14 protein-coding genes are annotated in these 17,682 nt (G+C 67.7%); 5 read left to right on the top strand and 9 right to left on the bottom strand.

All coding sequences use genetic code 11. From position 1 onward, the window contains the following. Window positions 1-16: 16 nt before the first annotated feature. The 5 genes from OIB37_RS23825 to OIB37_RS23805 are packed head-to-tail and all read right to left on the bottom strand — an operon-like array spanning window position 17 to window position 5,676. Complete coding sequence (locus tag OIB37_RS23825) at window positions 17-1,162, bottom strand: ABC transporter ATP-binding protein (protein ID WP_330459635.1); 1,146 nt, start codon at window positions 1,160-1,162, stop codon at window positions 17-19. Then, window positions 1,155-2,129: an ABC transporter ATP-binding protein gene (locus tag OIB37_RS23820; protein ID WP_330459634.1), complete on the bottom strand. Its 975-nt coding sequence runs from the start codon at window positions 2,127-2,129 to the stop codon at window positions 1,155-1,157. Before OIB37_RS23820 ends, OIB37_RS23825 begins: the two co-directional genes overlap by 8 nt. A 9-nt stretch (window positions 2,130-2,138) precedes the next feature. Next, a complete protein-coding gene (locus OIB37_RS23815) occupies window positions 2,139-3,122 on the bottom strand; it encodes an ABC transporter permease (RefSeq protein ID WP_330459633.1) in 984 nt (327 codons plus the stop codon). Further along, complete coding sequence (locus OIB37_RS23810; protein WP_330459632.1) at window positions 3,115-4,038, bottom strand: ABC transporter permease; 924 nt, start codon at window positions 4,036-4,038, stop codon at window positions 3,115-3,117. Before OIB37_RS23810 ends, OIB37_RS23815 begins: the two co-directional genes overlap by 8 nt. A 6-nt stretch (window positions 4,039-4,044) precedes the next feature. Beyond that, a complete protein-coding gene (locus OIB37_RS23805; RefSeq protein WP_330459631.1) occupies window positions 4,045-5,676 on the bottom strand; it encodes a peptide ABC transporter substrate-binding protein in 1,632 nt (543 codons plus the stop codon). Window positions 5,677-6,200: 524 nt separating this feature from the next. On the opposite strand from OIB37_RS23805, the gene OIB37_RS23800 reads away from it, so the two are divergent. From OIB37_RS23800 to OIB37_RS23780, 5 genes are all read left to right on the top strand, one after another. Beyond that, window positions 6,201-7,229, top strand: coding sequence for an ABC transporter permease (locus tag OIB37_RS23800; protein ID WP_330459630.1), 1,029 nt, complete (start codon window positions 6,201-6,203; stop codon window positions 7,227-7,229). 77 nt (window positions 7,230-7,306) lie between these two features. Then, on the top strand, window positions 7,307-9,070 hold the full coding sequence (locus OIB37_RS23795) for an ABC transporter substrate-binding protein (RefSeq protein ID WP_330459629.1): 1,764 nt from the start codon (window positions 7,307-7,309) through the stop codon (window positions 9,068-9,070). Window positions 9,071-9,189: 119 nt separating this feature from the next. Beyond that, entirely contained in the window at window positions 9,190-10,170 is a 981-nt protein-coding gene (locus OIB37_RS23790; protein WP_330459628.1) for an ABC transporter permease, read from the top strand. A 52-nt stretch (window positions 10,171-10,222) separates the two neighbouring features. Continuing rightward, window positions 10,223-11,260, top strand: coding sequence for an ABC transporter ATP-binding protein (locus tag OIB37_RS23785; RefSeq protein WP_330459627.1), 1,038 nt, complete (start codon window positions 10,223-10,225; stop codon window positions 11,258-11,260). Window positions 11,261-11,288: 28 nt separating this feature from the next. Further along, window positions 11,289-12,332, top strand: a complete 1,044-nt coding sequence (locus OIB37_RS23780) for an ABC transporter ATP-binding protein (RefSeq protein ID WP_330459626.1) — start codon at window positions 11,289-11,291, stop codon at window positions 12,330-12,332. A gap of 149 nt (window positions 12,333-12,481) precedes the next feature. On the opposite strand, the gene OIB37_RS23775 is transcribed toward OIB37_RS23780, so the two are convergent. The 4 genes from OIB37_RS23775 to OIB37_RS23760 all read right to left on the bottom strand — a co-directional run bounded on the left by OIB37_RS23775 (window position 12,482) and on the right by OIB37_RS23760 (window position 17,579). Further along, a complete protein-coding gene (locus OIB37_RS23775) occupies window positions 12,482-13,603 on the bottom strand; it encodes an ABC transporter ATP-binding protein (protein WP_330459625.1) in 1,122 nt (373 codons plus the stop codon). 18 nt (window positions 13,604-13,621) lie between these two features. Further along, a complete protein-coding gene (locus OIB37_RS23770; protein WP_330459624.1) occupies window positions 13,622-14,686 on the bottom strand; it encodes an ABC transporter ATP-binding protein in 1,065 nt (354 codons plus the stop codon). Window positions 14,687-14,696: 10 nt separating this feature from the next. Further along, a complete protein-coding gene (locus OIB37_RS23765; RefSeq protein WP_330459623.1) occupies window positions 14,697-15,677 on the bottom strand; it encodes an ABC transporter permease in 981 nt (326 codons plus the stop codon). Window positions 15,678-15,767: 90 nt separating this feature from the next. Next, complete coding sequence (locus tag OIB37_RS23760; RefSeq protein WP_330459622.1) at window positions 15,768-17,579, bottom strand: ABC transporter substrate-binding protein; 1,812 nt, start codon at window positions 17,577-17,579, stop codon at window positions 15,768-15,770. Window positions 17,580-17,682: the final 103 nt, after the last annotated feature.

The following is a 17,682-nucleotide window of genomic DNA, read 5'->3' as shown; positions in this document are numbered from 1 at the left end:
GCCGGGGTGCACCATGTCACCCCGGCCCGTTGCCGTTCTTCTCCATGGCCTCCGCCTCGGCCGGGGTCTCCTCCTCGGCCGGGGTCTCCTCCGCGGCCTGCATCTCCTCCGCGGCCGGGGCCTCCTGCGCGTCCGGGATCTCCTGCGCGGCCGGCAGTGTCGCCGCGAAGAGGCACGCCGAGGCGTGGGCCACCGGGCCCGAGGTGTGCCGGAACTCCTCCGGCACCGCCAGCGCCGGAACCTCCGCGGCACAGCGCTCTCGCGCCTTCCAGCACCTGGTGCGGAAGCGGCAGCCGGAGGGGATGGCGGTCGGCGAGGGGACGTCGCCCGTGAGGATGATCCGCCGGCGCCGGTCGCGGGCGCCGGGGTCGGGGACCGGGACCGCCGACAACAGCGCCTGGGTGTAGGGGTGCGTGGCGTGCTCGTAGATCTCCGCGTCCGTGCCGGTCTCCACGATCCGCCCCAGGTACATGACCGCGACCCGGTCCGAGATGTGCCGGACGATCGACAGGTCGTGCGCGATGAAGACGTAGGAGAGGTCGAACTCCGCCTGGAGCCGGTCGAGGAGGTTGATCACCTGGGCCTGGACCGAGACGTCCAGCGCGGACACCGGTTCGTCGGCGACGATCACCTCGGGCCGCAGCGCCAGCCCCCGTGCGATGCCGATGCGCTGGCGCTGGCCGCCGGAGAACTGGTGGGGGTAGCGGTTGACGTACTCCGGGTCGAGCCCGACCACGTCCAGCAACTCCTGGACCCTGCGCCGCCGGTCGCCCTTCGGCGCCACCTCGGGGTGGATGTCGTACGGCTCCCCGATGATGTCGCCCACGGTCATCCGGGGGTTGAGCGAGGTGTACGGGTCCTGGAAGACCATCTGGATGTTGCGGCGCACGGCCTTCAGCGCGCGGCCCGACAGCCTGGTGATGTCCTCGCCCTTGAACCTGATGGAACCCGCCGTCGGGCGTTCGAGGTTGCACAGCAGCCTGGCCACCGTGGACTTGCCGCACCCGGACTCGCCGACGATGCCGAGGGTCTCGCCCCTGCCCAGCGTGAAGTCGACGCCGTCGACCGCCCGGACCGCGCCGATCTGCTTCTTGAACAGGACGCCCCGGGTGAGCGGGTAGTGCTTGACGAGGCCGCTGACCTCCAGGATCGGCTCAGCCATTCAGGCACTCCCTCCAGAAGTGGCAGGCGCTGGCGCGCTGTTCGGAGACCTCGTACAGCGGGGGCACGTCCGTGTGGCAGACGTCCCTGGCCATCGGGCAGCGCGGGTGGAAGGCGCAGCCGGGCGGGATGTGGGTCAGGTTCGGCGGCAGGCCCCTGATGGCGTACAGCTCCTGCCCCTTCTGGTCCAGGCGCGGGATGGAGTCCAGCAGGCCGCGCGTGTAGGGGTGGGCGGGCGACTTGTAGATGTCGCGCACGGGCGCCGACTCCACGATCCGGCCCGCGTACATCACCACGATCCGGTCGGCGACGTCCGCGACGACGCCGAGGTCGTGGGTGATGAGGATGAGCCCCATGCGGTACTCGCGCCGCAACTCCGCGAGCAGGTCCATGACCTGGGCCTGGACCGTGACGTCCAGGGCCGTGGTGGGCTCGTCCGCGATGATGAGCGCCGGCTCCAGCGCAATCGCCATGGCGATCATGATGCGCTGGCGCATGCCTCCGGAGAACTGGTGCGGGTAGTCGCGCACCCGCTGGGCGGCACCGGGGATGCGCACCTGCTCCATCAGCTCGATCGCCTTGGCCCGCGCGTCCTTGCGCGACATCCCCCGGTGCACGGTGAACATCTCGCCGAGCTGGTCGCCGACGGTCATCACGGGGTTGAGGGACGACAGCGCGTCCTGGAAGATCATCGCCATCTTGGCGCCCCTGATCCCGCGCCGCTCCTCCTCCTTCATGGTGAGCAGGTCCCGGCCCTGGAAGAGGATCTCCCCCGCGGTGATCCGCCCGGGCGGCATGTCGAGGATGCCCATCACGGCCTGCGCGGTGACCGACTTGCCGGACCCGGACTCCCCGAGCACGGCCAGCGTCTCTCCCGCGTCGACGCCGTACGACACCCCGTTGACGGCCTTGGCGATCCCGTCCCGGGTACTGAACTCCACGTGCAGATCGCGTACTTCGAGCAGCATGGCGCGCCGTCACCTCAGCTTCGGGTCGAGGGCGTCGCGCACCGCGTCGCCGAGCATGATGAAGGCCAGGACGGTGACCGCCAGCGCTCCGGAGGGCCAGAGCAGGGCGTGCGGGGCGTTGCGGATGTAGGGGGAGGCGGCGGAGATGTCGATGCCCCAGGAGACGCTGGGCGGCTTCAGGCCGACACCGAGGTAGGACAGGGTGGCCTCCAGCGCGATGTAGGTGCCGAGCGCGATGGTCGCCACGACGATCACCGGCGCCACGGCGTTGGGCGCGATGTGGCGCAGCAGGATGCGGGAGTCGGAGGCGCCGAGGGCGCGGGCTGCCTGCACGTAGTCGTTCTGCTTGGCGGTGATGACGGAGCCGCGGGCGATGCGGGAGATCTGCGGCCAGCCGAGCAGCACCATGAAGCCGATGACCGGCCAGACCGTGTTGCTGGTGACCACGGACAGCAGGACTAGGCCGCCGAGGACGACCGGGATGGCGAAGAAGATGTCGGTGATCCGGGACAGGACCGAGTCCCCGAGCCCGCCGAAGTAGCCCGCGAGTCCGCCGAGCACCGAGCCCAGGACGGCGACCCCCAGGGTGGCGAGGACACCGACCGTGACGGACGTACGGGCCCCGTACACGGTCCGCGTGTAGACGTCGCAGCCCTGGCCGTCGTACCCGAAGGGGTGGCCGGGCGCGGGGCCTTCCTGCGACTTGGCCAGGTCGCAGGTGAGGGGGCTGCCGGAGGTGATGGCCGAGGGCCACAGGGAGATGAAGACCAGGAAGAGGATCACGGCGGCGGAGACCAGGAAGACCGGGTTGCGTCTGAGGTCGCGCCAGGCGTCGGACCACAGTGAGCGCGGCCTGCCCCGCGGTCCGGTGCCGGCGGGGCCGCCCGGCCCCCGCTCCAGGCCGGCCGCCTCACTGGCCGCCAGGTCCATCGCGCCGCCCGCGCCGGTGCCGGCGATCGCGCCGTCGGCCTCGTACGACTGCTGCTCAGGCATAGCGGATCCTCGGGTCGAGTACGGCGTACAGCAGGTCCACGAGCAGGTTGGCGGCGAGGAAGACCAGCACGAGGACGGTCACGAAGCCGACGACCGTCTGGGTGTTCTGCCGCAGGATGCCCTGGTAGAGCTGGTAGCCGACGCCGTGGATGTTGAAGATCCGCTCGGTGACGATCGCGCCGCCCATCAGTGCGCCGATGTCGGTGCCGATGAAGGTGACCACCGGGATCAGCGAGTTGCGCAGCAGGTGCCGCACGACGACCCGGCGGCGGGGCAGCCCCTTGGCGATGGCCGTGCGGACGTAGTCGGACCGCTTGTTCTCCGCGATGGAGGTACGGGTGAGCCGGGTGACGTAGGCGAGCGAGACGGAGGCGAGGACCAGGCCGGGCACGATCAGCTCGTCGAACGCCGCCTCGGGCGGGACGGACGGTCTGATCCAGCCCCACTCCACGCCGAGCAGGAGCTGGAGCAGCAGACCGGTCACGAAGGTCGGCACGGAGATGACGACCAGGGTGAGCAGCAGCACGGCGGTGTCGACGGGCCGGCCGCGCCTGAGGCCCGTGACGACGCCGAGGGTGATGCCGACGACGACCTCGAAGACGATCGCCACGACGGTCAGCCGGATGGTGACGGGGAACGACGTCGCCATCAGCTCGGTGACCTTCTGGCCGTTGAACGCCGTGCCGAAGTCTCCGGTGAAGACGTTCCCCATGTAGGTGAGGTACTGCTGCCACAGAGGCTTGTCCAAGCCGAACTCGCGCTTGAGCTGGGCGGCCGTCGCCGGGTCGCAGCTGCGCTCGCCGCACAGTCCGGCGACGGGGTCGCCCATCACGTTGACCATGAGGAAGATCAGCAGGGTGGACCCGACGAACACCGGGATCATCTGGAGCAGTCGCCGGACGACGTAGCGCCCCATGCCGGGTCAGCTGACCTTGATCTCGTTGTAGACGGGGACGCTGAAGGGGTTGAGCGCCACGTCGGACAGGCGGTCGGAGTAGCCGGCGCTGCCGTTCTGGTACCAGAGCGGGATGGCGGCCATGTGGTCGCGCACGACCTCCTCGGCCTTCTGGAAGGTGGCGACCGATCTGATGGGGTCGCTCTCGGCGTTGGCCTGGTCGACGAGCTTGTCGAACTCCCCGTTGGACCACTTGCCGTCGTTGGAGGAGGCGTCGGTGTAGTACATCGGCTGGAGGAAGTTCTGGATGAGCGGGTAGTCCATCTGCCAGCCGGCGCGGAACGGGCCGCTCATCCGGTGCTGCCCGATCTGGTTGCGGAAGTCGGCGAAGGTGCCGACCGGGTTGCCGACGCAGGCCTTGTTGTCGCCGAGGGCGTTGTTGATGGAGTTGCACACGGCGTCGATCCACTGCCGGTGCGAGCCCGCGTCCGCGTTGTACGTGATCTTGACCTGGCCGCCGGGGATGCCGCCGCCCTCCTTGACGAGCTTCTTGGCCCCGGCGGGGTCGTATGCGCAGGCCTTGCCGCACAGCCCTTCCTTGAAGCCGCCCTGCACGCCGAGCACCGGGGAGGTCCAGTCACTGGCGGGGGTGCGGGTCTGCCGGAAGAGGGTGTCGGTGATCTGCTTGCGGTTGATCGCCATGGACAGCCCGGTGCGCACCTTCTCCGAGCCCGGCCGGTTCCACCGCTTGTCGTAGAAGGGGAACTCGAGCGTCTGGATGATGCCGGCCGGGGTGTTGATGTACCGGTCGCCGAGGTCGCTCCTGACGTTCCTGAGCTGCGCGGCGGGGATGTCGTCGACGAGGTCGAGGTTGCCGGCCATCAGGTCGGTGTAGGCGGTGTTGCTGTCCGTGTAGACCTTGAGGGTCACCCCGCCGTTGACCGCCTTGTCGGGCCCGGGGTAGCGGTCCCAGGTCCTGAGGTTCATCTGCGCGCCGCGCTGGTAGGACTCGATGCGGTACGGCCCGTTGCCGACCGGCTTCTTCAGCCAGCCGGCGTGGTCGGTGAAGAACGCCCGGGGCAGCGGGGCGAAGGCGGCGTAGCCGAGGGTGTCGGGGAAGCTGGAGAACTTCTGGTCGAGCTTGACCGTGAAGGTGTGGTCGTCGACGACCTTCAGGCCGGACAGCCGGTCGGCGCTCTGGCTGCCGCGGGTGGGGTGGACCTTGTCGTAGCCCTCGATGTACCCGAAGAAGTAGGCGTTCTTCTGGTTGTTCCTGAGGCTCGCCCCGTAGTTCCAGGCGTCCACGAAGGACCGGGCGGTGACCTTCTCGCCGTTGGAGAAGGTCCAGCCGCCCTTGACCTTGACGGTGAAGTTCCGCGAGTCCGTGGTGGTGATGCTCTCGGCGAGCATGTCGTCGGCCTTGCCGGTCCTCGGGTCGTACATCTTCAGGCCCCGGAAGACCATGTCGAGCACCTTGCCGCCCTGCACCTCGTTCGTGTTGGCCGGCTCCAGCGGGTTCTGCGGGTCACCCCAGGAGGAGCTGAGCACCGCGGTGCCGATCCCGCCGTCGCTGCCGGCGGCCCCGCCCCCGCAGCCGGTGGCGGCGAGCGCGACCGCCACCGCGCCAGCCGCCCATCGGGCGTGCGTGATTCCCCGCATGGCGTGCCTCCTCCGTGATCACCCCGGCGATAACCGGCCAATATCGGCTTGTATGACACATCCCGCGCGCTCAACGTCTGATTGAACGGCTTTTTGGGCGACACGTCATCCGAATGCAGGCATATTCGGGGGTACGCCTTTGATCCGAATGCACTCATCCTTCAGGGTGCTTCGTGCAGGGGTGCACTTTGATGATCTTGTGAACCTCGCGCAACAGATCTCCGCGTAACGTTGCCGAAACGTTGGTTTGTGCACCTCCGCGACCGCATTTCGGTACAGCACCGTCCGCATATCGAACCCATTGACCGAATTGCGCAATTGGTCCGATTGGAAGCACGGATTGGTTACGGCTGTGCTACCCGCGTAGCTACAGGAGAGTCAAGGTGAGGTAAAGAATGTAAAGACAGCGCCAAGCCGACCGAGAATTTATTGACCTTGAATGAATTGCGTTGAAAAAGTCCGGCGTAGCCCGTAGGGGAGTGCCCTGCGGAGTCACTCAGACCCTCGCTTGGGCCAGGAGCACCATGACCCCCCCAACTCCATCCGCGGCTGCCTCGCTTGAGGTGACCGACGAGACCGTCGAGAAGCCGAGCGTTTCCGACAGCTCGAAGGGCAGCGAGAGCAGGTCCCCCGGGCAGCTGGCTTGGCTTCGCTTCAAGCGGGATCGCACGGGCGTCATCTCGGCGATCATCGTGATCCTCTTCTTCGTGATCAGCCTGGCCGCACCGCTCATAGCCAAGCTGTACGGCAAGGACCCGTACACGACGTACGGCATCAACACGCCGGGCCTGCTGGGCGACAACGGCCTGCCGGCCGGACCGAACGGCGGCATCGACGCCGACTACTGGTTCGGCATCGACCCGCAGCTGGGCCGGGACGTCTTCACGTTCCTGCTGTACGCGATCCGCAACTCGCTGCTGATCTCCACCGGCATCACCATCCTCACCATGGTCGTCGGCGTCGCGATCGGCGTGAGCGCCGGCTACCTCGGCGGCAAGACGGACTGGTTCCTCGGCCGGGTCATCGACATCCTGCTGGCCTTCCCGCAGCAGCTGTTCTTCGTCGCCTTCGTGCCGGTCGTCATCTCGATCTTCGTGGCACCCAACGAGGACACGCCGGTCTGGCTGACCGTGGTCTGCCTGATCTCACTGCTCGTCGTCTTCGGCTGGGCCTCCATCGCCCGACTGCTGCGAGGCCAGGTACTGGCCCTGCGCGAGAGGGAGTTCGTCGAGGCCGCCAAGGTCACGGGCGCCTCGCCGGCCCGCATCATCTTCAAGGAACTGCTGCCCAACCTGTGGACGCCGATCCTGATCCAGGGGACCCTCCTGCTGCCTGCGATGGTCACCACGGAGGCAGGTCTCGCCTACCTCGGTGTCGGCATCCAGGACCCCACCCCCGACTGGGGCGTCATGATCGGGTACGCCGCCAACTTCTACCAGGACGACATCACCTTCCTGTGCTTCCCCGGAATCACGATGGTGGTCTTCGTACTGGCGTTCAACCTCCTCGGTGACTCGGTGCGCGACGCGCTCGACCCGAAGACCAAGCGCTGACTCGGCGTTCGCAGGACCACGGCACTCCCGCCGCAGTGCCGGTTTTCTCTCATCAACCCACTTCAAGGCAGGATGCGATGTCCTTCTCGCGTAGAAACTTCCTGATAGCCACTGGTGTTGCCGCAGCCTCCAGCTCGGTGCTGACCGCGTGCAGCAGCGGCAACAGCAGCAGCGCCGGCAAGACGGGCAAGCAGGAAGCGGCCAAGGCCCACACGTCCTCGGTCAAGATCGGCACGGCGGAGGACTCCAAGGGCCCGGCGCCGGAGGTGACCGGCGCCAAGAAGGGCGGCAAGGTCTCCCTGCTGAACGACGACGACTTCTCGCACCTCGACCCGCAGCGCGTCTACTACGCCTGGAACTCGCTGGCCGCGATCGTCCTCTCCCGCACCCTGACCGGCTACAAGGTCGGCGACGACGGCACGCAGACCCTGGTCGGCGACCTCGCCACCGACACGGGCACCATGAAGGACGGCGGCAAGACCTGGTCCTTCACGCTGAAGGACGGCGTCAAGTGGGAGGACGGCTCCGACGTCAACGTCGATGACGTCCGCCACGGCTTCGAGCGCGCCTTCGCCACCTTCATCACCGAGGGCGCCACCTACGTCCAGGGCTGGCTCACGGGCTCGCAGGACTTCCGCAAGTCCTACTCCGGCCCCTTCAAGGGCAAGCACCTGAAGTCGATCGAGACGAGCGGGAAGACCATCACCTTCCACCTCGCCGAGGCCCGCCCCGACTTCAACTACGTCCTGGCGATGCACTCCTACGCCCCGACCCAGGCGAAGCACGACACGAAGCAGAACTACGACAAGAAGCCGTTCTCCAACGGCCCGTACCGCATCAAGTCGCACGTCACGGACAAGTCGATGGTGCTGGTCCGCAACGAGCACTGGGACCCGAACACGGACCCGATCCGCAACGCCTACCCGGACGAGTTCGACTTCACCTTCGGCATCGAGGCGGAGACCGCCGCCGACCGCCTCATCGCGGACGCCGGCGCCGACCAGTACGCCGTCTCGTGGCGCACGGTTCCGCAGTCGCGTCAGCAGCAGGCCACCGCCAAGGCGAAGGACCGCCTCTTCGAGGACCTGAGCAGCGGCACCAGCCTCTACTGGATCAACCAGACCCGCGTCACCGACATCAAGGTCCGCGAGGCCATCATCAAGGCGTGGCCGACCGCCGGCATCCGCCAGCTCCAGGGTGGCGAGCACCGCGGTGACTACGCGACCGGCGTCATGAGCCCGCTCGTCGCCGGCTACAAGTCGCAGGACGTGTGGGGCAAGCTGGCCAAGCCGGCCGGTGACCCGGCCGCCGCCAAGGCCGTCCTGAAGAAGGCCGGCAAGCTCGGCACCAAGGTCGTCTACGCCTACCAGAACGACCCGATCAACGCCAAGGTCAAGGTCGTCGTCGAGAACGCCCTGAAGGCGGCGGGCTTCGATGTCGTCTCCAAGGCCATCGACTCCACCACCTGGTACGACCAGATCGGCAAGATCGACAACCAGTTCGACATCTACTGGGGTGGCTGGTCCGCCGACTGGCCGACCGGTTTCTCGGTCTTCCAGCCGCTGTTCCAGGGTGACCAGGTCCGCGACGAGGGCACCAACTACTGCCACCTGAAGAACGCCGACGTGGACGCCGCCATCAAGGCCGCCACGCTGGAGACGGACCAGAACAAGGCCAACGAGATGTGGGCCGCGCTGGACAAGCAGGTGACCGAGCTGGGCGCCTTCATCCCCGACGTCTACATGAAGCGCCTGTACCTGCACGGTTCCAAGCTCGCCAACGTGAAGATGGACCCGAACTTCGACGGTTGCATGCTCTACAAGATGTACGTCAAGGCCTGATCCACACCTGAGAGGTGGGGCGGCTGCCGACCGCCCCACCCTCGGCTCGTCCACCGGGCCCCCGGTCGACCCGGCCCGGCCCGATCCGTACGACGGCCCTCCCAGGAAAGCCAACCCCCATGCTTCGCTTCCTCGTCCGCCGAGTCATCGGCGCCGCGATCACGCTGCTGATCATCAGCGCGATCACGTTCATGCTCTTCTACGCGGTGCCGCGCGACCCCGCCCGGATCGCCTGCGGCAAGGTCTGCACGCCGGAGACGCTCAACCTGATCCGGCACAACATGGGAATCTCGGACCCGATGCCGGTCCAGTACTGGCACTGGCTCTCCGCCATCTTCATGGGCCGCGACTACTCGGGCTTCGGCCACTGCAACGCGCCGTGCCTCGGCTACTCGTTCGTCAACCGCGAGTCCGTCCTCGGCACGATCCTGGACCGCTTCCCGACCACGGTGTCCCTGGCTGTCGGCTCCTCCGTCGTCTTCCTCGTCTTCGGCATCGGCGCCGGCATGTTCGCCGCCGTGCGGCAGGGCAAGGCCGCCGACAAGATCGCCAGCTCCGCCTCGCTGGTCGCCTCGTCGATGCAGATCTACTTCGTCGGCCCGGTCGCCCTGTACCTGCTCGTGTACACCACGCACGTGCTCGACCAGCCGACGTACACGCCGTTCACGGACAACCCCGCGGCCTGGGCCAACGGTCTGATCGTGCCCTGGCTGGTCCTGGCCCTGATCTGGACCGCCAACTACACGCGTATGACCCGCTCCCAGCTGGTCGAGACGCTGAGCGAGGACTACGTCCGCACGGCCCGCGCCAAGGGCATGTCCCGGCGCAACGTCTTCTTCCGCTTCGCCTGGCGCGGCGCGATGGGTCCGATCGTCACCATCTTCGGCATCGACATGGGCGTTCTGCTCGGCGGCGCGATGATCACCGAGAAGACCTTCAGCCTCCAGGGTCTCGGCATGCTCGCGGTGAAGTCCGTGATCACGAACGACCTGCCCATGCTGCTCGGCGTCATGATCATCACCGCCGCCTTCGTGGTGTTCGCCAACATCATCGTCGACGCGGTCTACGCCATGATCGACCCGCGGATCCGGCTCGCCTGACCCCGCCCGCCCCCACCAGCTACCCCGCATCACCCCCCTCTGGAGCGTCCCCGTGACGAGCATCGATCCGCAGCCCTTCCTGTCCGTCAAGGACCTGAAGGTGCACTTCTCGACCGAGGACGGCGTCGTCAAGGCCGTCGACGGTCTCTCCTTCGACCTCGCGCGCGGCAAGACGCTCGGCATCGTGGGTGAGTCGGGGTCCGGCAAGTCGGTCACCAACCTGACCATCCTCGGCCTGCACAACCCCGACCACACCACGATCGAGGGCTCCATCGAGCTGGACGGCGAGGAGCTGAACGGCGCCTCCGAGCGGACGCTGGAGAAGCTCCGCGGCAACAAGATGGCGATGATCTTCCAGGACGCCCTGGCCTCGCTGTCGCCGTACCACACCATCGGCACCCAGATCGGCGAGGTGTACCGCAAGCACACCGGCGCCTCCAAGAAGGAGGCCCGGGAGCGGGCGATCGAGATGCTGCGGCGGGTCGGCATCCCGCAGCCGGACAGCCGGGTGGACAACTACCCGCACGAGTTCTCCGGCGGTATGCGCCAGCGCGCGATGATCGCCATGGCGCTGGTGTGCGACCCGAAGCTGCTGATCGCCGACGAGCCGACCACCGCGCTCGACGTGACCGTGCAGGCCCAGATCATGGACCTGCTCAAGGACCTCCAGCGCGAGTTCGGCACCTCGATCATCTTCATCACACACGACCTGGGCGTGATCGCCGACATCGCCGACGACGTCCTGGTGATGTACGGCGGCCGGTGTGTGGAGCGCGGTCCGAAGGAGGAGGTGCTGCGCACCCCGCAGCACCCGTACACCTACGGCCTGATGGGCTCCATGCCGTCCCTGGACGGCCCGGTCGACGTGCCGCTCACGCCGATCCCGGGTTCGCCGCCCTCGCTGCTGAACCCGCCGTCCGGCTGCCGCTTCCACCCTCGCTGCGCCTTCGCCGACAAGGTCGACGACGGAAAGTGCTCCAAGGAGCGCCCGGTGCTGGAGATCGCGGACGGCCGCGGCAGTGCCTGCCACCTGACCGAAGAGCAGCGCCGCGAGTTCCTGACGGACGCGGTCGCCGGCAAGGCCCTCTGAGACGTACACGAGACGGGATTTCACCACCATGAGCAACACCACCCCCCTCCTGGACGTCTCCGGGCTGACCAAGCACTTCCCCATCAAGGGCGGCTTCCCGATCCGGCGGACCGTCGGCGCGGTCCAGGCCGTGGACGGCCTCGACTTCCAGGTGGCCGAGGGCGAGAGCCTGGGCCTGGTCGGCGAGTCCGGCTGCGGCAAGTCGACCACCGGCCGGCTCATCACCCGCCTGCTGGAGCCCACCGCCGGTTCCGTCAAGTACCGCGGCCAGGACATCACGCACGCCGGCCGCAAGGATCTCGCGCCGATCCGGTCCGAGATCCAGATGATCTTCCAGGACCCGTACGCCTCGCTGAACCCGCGGCACACGGTCGGCAAGATCATCTCCGGCCCGATGGAGATCAACGACATCAACCCGGAGGGCGGCCGCGAGAAGCGCGTCCGCGAGCTCCTGGACATCGTCGGCCTGAACCCCGAGCACTACAACCGGTTCCCGCACGAGTTCTCCGGCGGCCAGCGCCAGCGCATCGGCGTCGCCCGCGCGCTCGCCCTGAACCCGAAGCTGATCGTGGCGGACGAGCCGGTCTCCGCGCTGGACGTCTCCATCCAGGCCCAGGTCGTCAACCTGCTCCAGAAGGTGCAGCGGGAACTCGGCATCGCGTTCGTCTTCATCGCCCACGACCTCGCGATCGTGCGGCACTTCTCGCAGCGCGTCGCGGTCATGTACCTCGGCAAGATCGTCGAGATCGCCGACCGCGAGGACCTGTACGGCAACCCGCGCCACCCCTACACCCGGGCGCTGCTCTCCGCGGTCCCCGAGGCCACGGTGGACGGCACCGCGCGCGAGCGCATCCGCCTCGCCGGCGACGTGCCCTCGCCCATCAACCCGCCCTCCGGCTGCCGCTTCCGCACCCGCTGCTGGAAGGCGACGGAGAAGTGCGCGACGGAGGCTCCGCCGCTGGTCCAGGCGGAGGGCAACAAGCCCGGCCACCTCACCGCGTGCCACTACCCTGAGACGGCGGAGACGGTTTCGGCCGGCCTCCTGTCCAAGGACCCCGAGGCGGCGGGCTGACAACACCCCTTTCCCGTCAGCCGCCCCTTGTGGAACGGACTTTCACGGCCCATTGACCCGAGCCCACGAATGTCCGGTTCCAGGGGAACCGAAGGCCCGCGTCTCCCCAAGACGCGGGCCTTCTTCCGTCCACGGCACAGCGGTCGGCGTCAGTCGCCCGCGGACTCCTCCAGCGCCGCCAGCGCCGGGTCCAGCACGATGTCCTCGTCGCGGGCCTCGATCGTCGGGTCCTCCGGGAAGTGGCAGGCCGTCAGGTGGCCGCCGGTGTTGCCGGAGATCTGGACCAGCGGCGGTTCCTCGGTCGCGCACTTGTCCTGGGCCTTCCAGCAGCGGGTGCGGAAGCGGCAGCCGGACGGGGGGTTGATCGGGGACGGCACGTCGCCTGCGAGGCGGATGCGCTCACGCGCCGGAGCGCCGTCGCCCGAGAGGCTCACCTCGGGGACCGCGGAGAGCAGGGCGTGGGTGTAGGGGTGACGCGGGCGGGTGTAGATCGACTGGCGGTCGCCCACCTCGATGATCTTTCCGAGGTACATCACGGCCACGCGCTGCGAGAAGTGCCGCACGACGGCCAGGTCGTGGGCGATGAACAGGAACGCGATGCCGAGCTCGTTCTGCACCTTCTGGAGCAGGTTGACGACCTGGGCCTGGATGGAGACGTCCAGCGCGGAGACCGGCTCGTCGGCCACGATCAGCTTCGGTTCCAGGGCCAGGGCCCGTGCGACACCGATGCGCTGGCGCTGACCGCCGGAGAACTCGTGCGGGAACCGGTTGTAGTGCTCCGGGTTCAGGCCGACGATGTCCAGGAGTTCACGGACCCGCTTCTCGCGGCCGCCCTCCGGGCTGATGTCGTTGATCTCCATCGGACCCGAGATGATCTTGCCGACGGTCTGCCGCGGATTCAGTGACGAATACGGGTCCTGGAAGATCATCTGGATCTCGGACCGGATGGGCGCCAGCTGCTTGCGGCTCGCGCGGCTGATGTCCTGGCCGCGGTACTTGATGCTGCCGGACGTCGGCTCCATGAGCCGCGTGATCAGCCGGCCGGTGGTCGACTTGCCGCAGCCGGACTCGCCGACCAGGCCGAAGCTCTCGCCCACGTGCACGGTCAGGTCGATGCCGTCGACCGCCTGCACCGCGCCGACGGTCCGCCGGATCGGGAAACCGCCCTTCACCGGGAAGTGCTTGGTCAGCCCCGAGACCTCCAGCAGCGGTTCGCCGTCCGCGCCGCCGCTCTTCTCCCGTGGGGCCGGGAGGACCAGATCCTCTGTCATGACGTGTCCTCCTCTGCCCTAGCCGAGCCGGGGCTTGATCTCTTCGATGAAGATGGTCCGCTTCTGTTCCGCGCCGAGGTGGCAGGCGGAGGCCCGGTCGGGGCCGAGCCGCGGACGCTCGGTGACACAGGCCCCGGCGTACTCGACCCGGTCCTGGAAGGTGCAGCGGGGATGGAAGCGACAGCCCGACGGCGGGTTGAGCAGCGACGGCGGGGCTCCCGGGATGGGGGCCAGCGGCGCGTTCGGGTCGGAGTCGAGGCGCGGCATCGAGTTCAGCAGACCCCAGGTGTAGGGGTGTTCCGGCTCGCGCAGCACCTGGTCGACCGTGCCCCGCTCCACCGCGTTGCCCGCGTACATCACCATGATGTCGTCGGCCATGTCGGCGATCACCCCGAGGTCGTGGGTGATGAAGACGATGCCGGATCCGACCTCCTGCTGGAGGTCCTTGAGCAGGTCGAGGATCTGCGCCTGCACCGTCACGTCCAGCGCGGTCGTCGGCTCGTCGGCGATCAGCAGGTCGGGGTCGCACACCAGGGCCATGGCGATCATCGCGCGCTGGCGCATACCGCCGGAGAACTGGTGCGGGTAGTCCTTCGCCCGCTCCTTGGGGTTGGGGATGCCGACCTTGGTGAGCATCTCCACCGCGCGGTCCCAGGCCTCCCGCTTGGAGGCGCCGGTGTGCTTCATGTACGGCTCGGCGATCTGCCGGCCGACGGTGTAGTACGGGGAGAGCGCGGTCAGCGGGTCCTGGAAGATCATGGCGACCTTGTTGCCGCGCAGCTTCTCCAGTTCGGACTCGCGGGCCGAGATCAACTCCTGCCCGTCCAGCAGGATCTCGCCCTCGACGGTGGTGAACATGGGGTTGTGCAGTCCGAGGACGGTCAGGTTGGTGACCGACTTTCCGGAGCCCGACTCGCCCACGATGCCCAGCGTCTTGCCGCGCGCGAGGTCGAAGGAGAGACCGTCGACGGCCTTGACGACGCCGTCCTCGGTCTTGAAGCTGACGTGCAGGTCCCGGACCGAGAGCAGCGGGCCCGAACCCGCCGGGACCGGAGCACCGGCTTCCTTGGTCAAAGTGGTCACGACAGTGCTCCTAGGACAGCCGCACGCGCGGGTCGATGAAGGCGTACGCGGCGTCGACGATGATGTTGAACATCAGGATCATGGTGGCGGCGAAGAGCATCACGCCGAGCAGCAGCGGCAGGTCGCTGAAGAAGACGGACTGGACGGCCAGTTGACCGAGGCCCGGCAGGCCGAAGGTGACCTCGGTGATGATGGCGCCGCCGAGCAGGGACCCGAGGTCGATGCCGAAGATGGTGACGATGGGGATCAGCGAGCCGCGCCAGGCGTAGCGGAAGAAGACGTAGCGCCGGGACATGCCCTTGGCGCGGGCGGTGCGGACGTGCTCCTCCTGGAGCTGTTCGATCATCGCCGAGCGGGCCATACGGGTGTACTGCGCGGCGAAGATCGTGGAGAGGATCACCCACGGGAGGATCAGGCCGGTGAACCAGGCGAAGGGATCGGCGGTGAAGTCGTTGTAGGTCGGCTTGCCGAGCCAGTGGGTCTGGTAGACGAGGAGCGCCAGGGCCAGCGGGCCCAGGAAGTAGATCTGCATCGAGCCGATGACCATGGACACGGCGGTCGCCGTCTTGTCGATCATCGTGCCGCGCCGCCAGGCCGCGAGCAGGCCCGTACCGAGACCGAGGAGCAGGAAGCAGACGGCGCTGCCGATGGTCAGCGAGACGGTGGTGGGCAGGCGGTCGACCAGGGTGGCCCAGACCTGGTCGTTGGAGTGGTACGAGTACCCGAAGCACGGTGCGGGGCAGGGACCTTGGACGAAGTCGTTGCTGCCCATGACGATGTTGTGCAGGAAGATCCAGTACTGCTCGGTGATGGGCTTGTCGAGACCGAGCACATGGTGGATGTTGGCGATCGCGTCCGGGTTGCAGGTCTTGCTGCACATCAGCAGCGCCGGGTCCCGGGGCACTCCGAAGAACAGCACGAACGTGACGATGCTCAGCAGGAAGAGAATGACGACGGCACCGAGACTCCGGCGGACGAGGAAGCGCAGCATGACAGGGGCAGCTCTCTGACGTCGGCGGTCCGGGGCACCCGGCGCGCGCGGTGATCTGGGCGGCGCGCCGGGTACCGGGCGGGGACGGGGTTACTTGATGAAGAGGCGGCGCGGGTCGACGCCACCGATCACGTCGTCGTAGACCAGGCCGCCGACCTTGGAACCGGCGATCTGCGTCTGCTTGTAGTCACCCGTCGGGACCACGTTGACGAGGTCCTTGACGATGTACTGGTCGAGCTTCTCCCACTCGGCCGCGGACTTGACCGGGTCGGTGATCTGGTTGATCCGGTCGATCTCGCTGTTGACCTTCGGGTCGTTGATCTGCGAGTAGTTCTGCGCGCCGTCGGCGATCACGCGGCCGTCGTACAGCGGCGGGATCACGGTCGAGGCGGACGGCCAGTCGGCACCCCACGCGGTGTGGAAGATGTCGTAGTTGTTGTCCAGCTTGGAGACCTGGTCGTAGTAGGTCTCGGCCGGGATCTCCTGGCGCTGGACGTCGAAGCCGGCCTTCTGCAGGCCCGCCGCCATGGCGGTGGAGTACTGCTGGCCCTCGGGGGTGTTGATGTAGCCGAAGGTCAGCTTCATGTTGAGCTTGCCGGCCTTCTTCAGCAGCGCCTTGGCCTTGGCCGCGTCACCGGCGCCGTTGGCCTTCTTCTTGCCCCACGGGTCGAAGGTGGCGTCGTAGCCGGAGACGGTCGGGGAGATCAGGCCGCCGGCGACCTCCATCGCGTCGTTGCCGCCGTAGGCGCGGACGAACGGCGTGACGGGCAGGGCGTAGGCGATGGCCTGGCGGATCGTCTTGTCCTGCATGGCCGGGTGGTGCATGTTGATGTTCATCTGGCCCACGTACGGCTGGTAGCCGGAGACCGTGCGGGGCTTCATCTTCGGGTCCTTGAGCACCTTGGACAGGTTGCCCGCGTCGACCTGGTTGTTGAAGCTGATGCCGGTCTGGTCCGCGCCGCTGTCGGCGAGCAGGGCCTTGGTGGACGTCTCGTACTGCTGGTTGAACGTGAAGTTGAACTGGTCGATGTACTGGTGACGGATCGGGTCCGTCTTCGCGTCCCAGTTGGTGTTCTTCACGAGCACCATCGACTTGCCGGACTTGAACGACTGGACCTTGTACGGGCCGGCCGCCAGCGGCGCCTTGTCGTACCGCTCCTTGGTGTCACCCTTCTGGGAGACGATCCCGTAGCCCGCCATGGCCAGCGCGTAGGGCAGGTCGGGGTGCGCCGTCTTGAAGTGGAAGACGATCGTCTTGTCGTCCGGGGTCTCCAGGACGGAGGCCGGCAGGTGCTTGCCCTTGTACGGGCCGCCCTTGAGGAGGTCGCGGTACTTGGCGCCCGGGGTGTCGGCCAGCCACTGCTGGAGGTAGGTGGGGCCCTGGTTGATGAACGGCGCGAAGAGCCGCTCGACGGAGTGCCGGACGTCCTTGGCCGTGATCGGGGAACCGTCCTGGAACTTGATGCCGTCCTTGAGCGTGTACTTCCAGGTCTTGCCGCCGTCGGTGGTGGTGCCGGAGTCGGTGGCGAGGTCGCCGACCACCTCGTGCTGGCTGCCGTCGTCACTCGTGGCCTTGTAGCCGGTGAGGCCTCGGTGGAGCAGAGTGGCGAGGGAGCCCTCGTCGGAGACGTAGATCTGCGCCGGGTCGAGGTGCGCGTAGCTGTCGCGCTGGAGGACCTCCATGGTCCCGCCGGGCTTGGCGCCGGGCACGTCGGCCGCGGGGCCGGTGGATTCCGACGCGTCGCCGAACTTGATGGAGGCCTGCTGGCGCTTGGCGTTCTCCTGGTCCTTCTTGTCGTTGCCGCCGCCGTCGCTGCCGCCCTTGCTGCAACCGGTGAGCACAAGAGCTCCGGCCGCGAGCACGGAGAGTGCGCCGTATACGTGGCGTCCGCCCCTACTCATCACGAGGTTCCCACCCATCTGTGTGTCACCAGTGCGTTCTTGTATCACCAGTGCGAAGAAGTGCGTGAAGTGCTGATGTGCTTGAGGTGCCTGACGTGCTGAC

Source organism: Streptomyces sp. NBC_00820, assembly GCF_036347055.1.
Taxonomy (GTDB): Bacteria; Actinomycetota; Actinomycetes; order Streptomycetales; family Streptomycetaceae; genus Streptomyces.
Note: the sequence above shows the minus strand (reverse complement) of the source record. Positions and strands in the feature narration are given on the sequence as shown.

What these genes read in the sequence shown, in the direction of transcription:
- OIB37_RS23825 (WP_330459635.1), bottom strand. Translation starts at nt 1,162, where the DNA reads ATGGCTGAGCCGATCCTGGAGGTCAGCGGCCTCGTCAAGCACTACCCG.
- OIB37_RS23820 (WP_330459634.1), bottom strand. Translation starts at nt 2,129, where the DNA reads ATGCTGCTCGAAGTACGCGATCTGCACGTGGAGTTCAGTACCCGGGAC.
- OIB37_RS23815 (WP_330459633.1), bottom strand. Translation starts at nt 3,122, where the DNA reads ATGCCTGAGCAGCAGTCGTACGAGGCCGACGGCGCGATCGCCGGCACC.
- OIB37_RS23810 (WP_330459632.1), bottom strand. Translation starts at nt 4,038, where the DNA reads ATGGGGCGCTACGTCGTCCGGCGACTGCTCCAGATGATCCCGGTGTTC.
- OIB37_RS23805 (WP_330459631.1), bottom strand. Translation starts at nt 5,676, where the DNA reads ATGCGGGGAATCACGCACGCCCGATGGGCGGCTGGCGCGGTGGCGGTC.
- OIB37_RS23800 (WP_330459630.1), top strand. Translation starts at nt 6,201, where the DNA reads ATGACCCCCCCAACTCCATCCGCGGCTGCCTCGCTTGAGGTGACCGAC.
- OIB37_RS23795 (WP_330459629.1), top strand. Translation starts at nt 7,307, where the DNA reads ATGTCCTTCTCGCGTAGAAACTTCCTGATAGCCACTGGTGTTGCCGCA.
- OIB37_RS23790 (WP_330459628.1), top strand. Translation starts at nt 9,190, where the DNA reads ATGCTTCGCTTCCTCGTCCGCCGAGTCATCGGCGCCGCGATCACGCTG.
- OIB37_RS23780 (WP_330459626.1), top strand. Translation starts at nt 11,289, where the DNA reads ATGAGCAACACCACCCCCCTCCTGGACGTCTCCGGGCTGACCAAGCAC.
- OIB37_RS23775 (WP_330459625.1), bottom strand. Translation starts at nt 13,603, where the DNA reads ATGACAGAGGATCTGGTCCTCCCGGCCCCACGGGAGAAGAGCGGCGGC.
- OIB37_RS23765 (WP_330459623.1), bottom strand. Translation starts at nt 15,677, where the DNA reads ATGCTGCGCTTCCTCGTCCGCCGGAGTCTCGGTGCCGTCGTCATTCTC.
- OIB37_RS23760 (WP_330459622.1), bottom strand. Translation starts at nt 17,579, where the DNA reads ATGAGTAGGGGCGGACGCCACGTATACGGCGCACTCTCCGTGCTCGCG.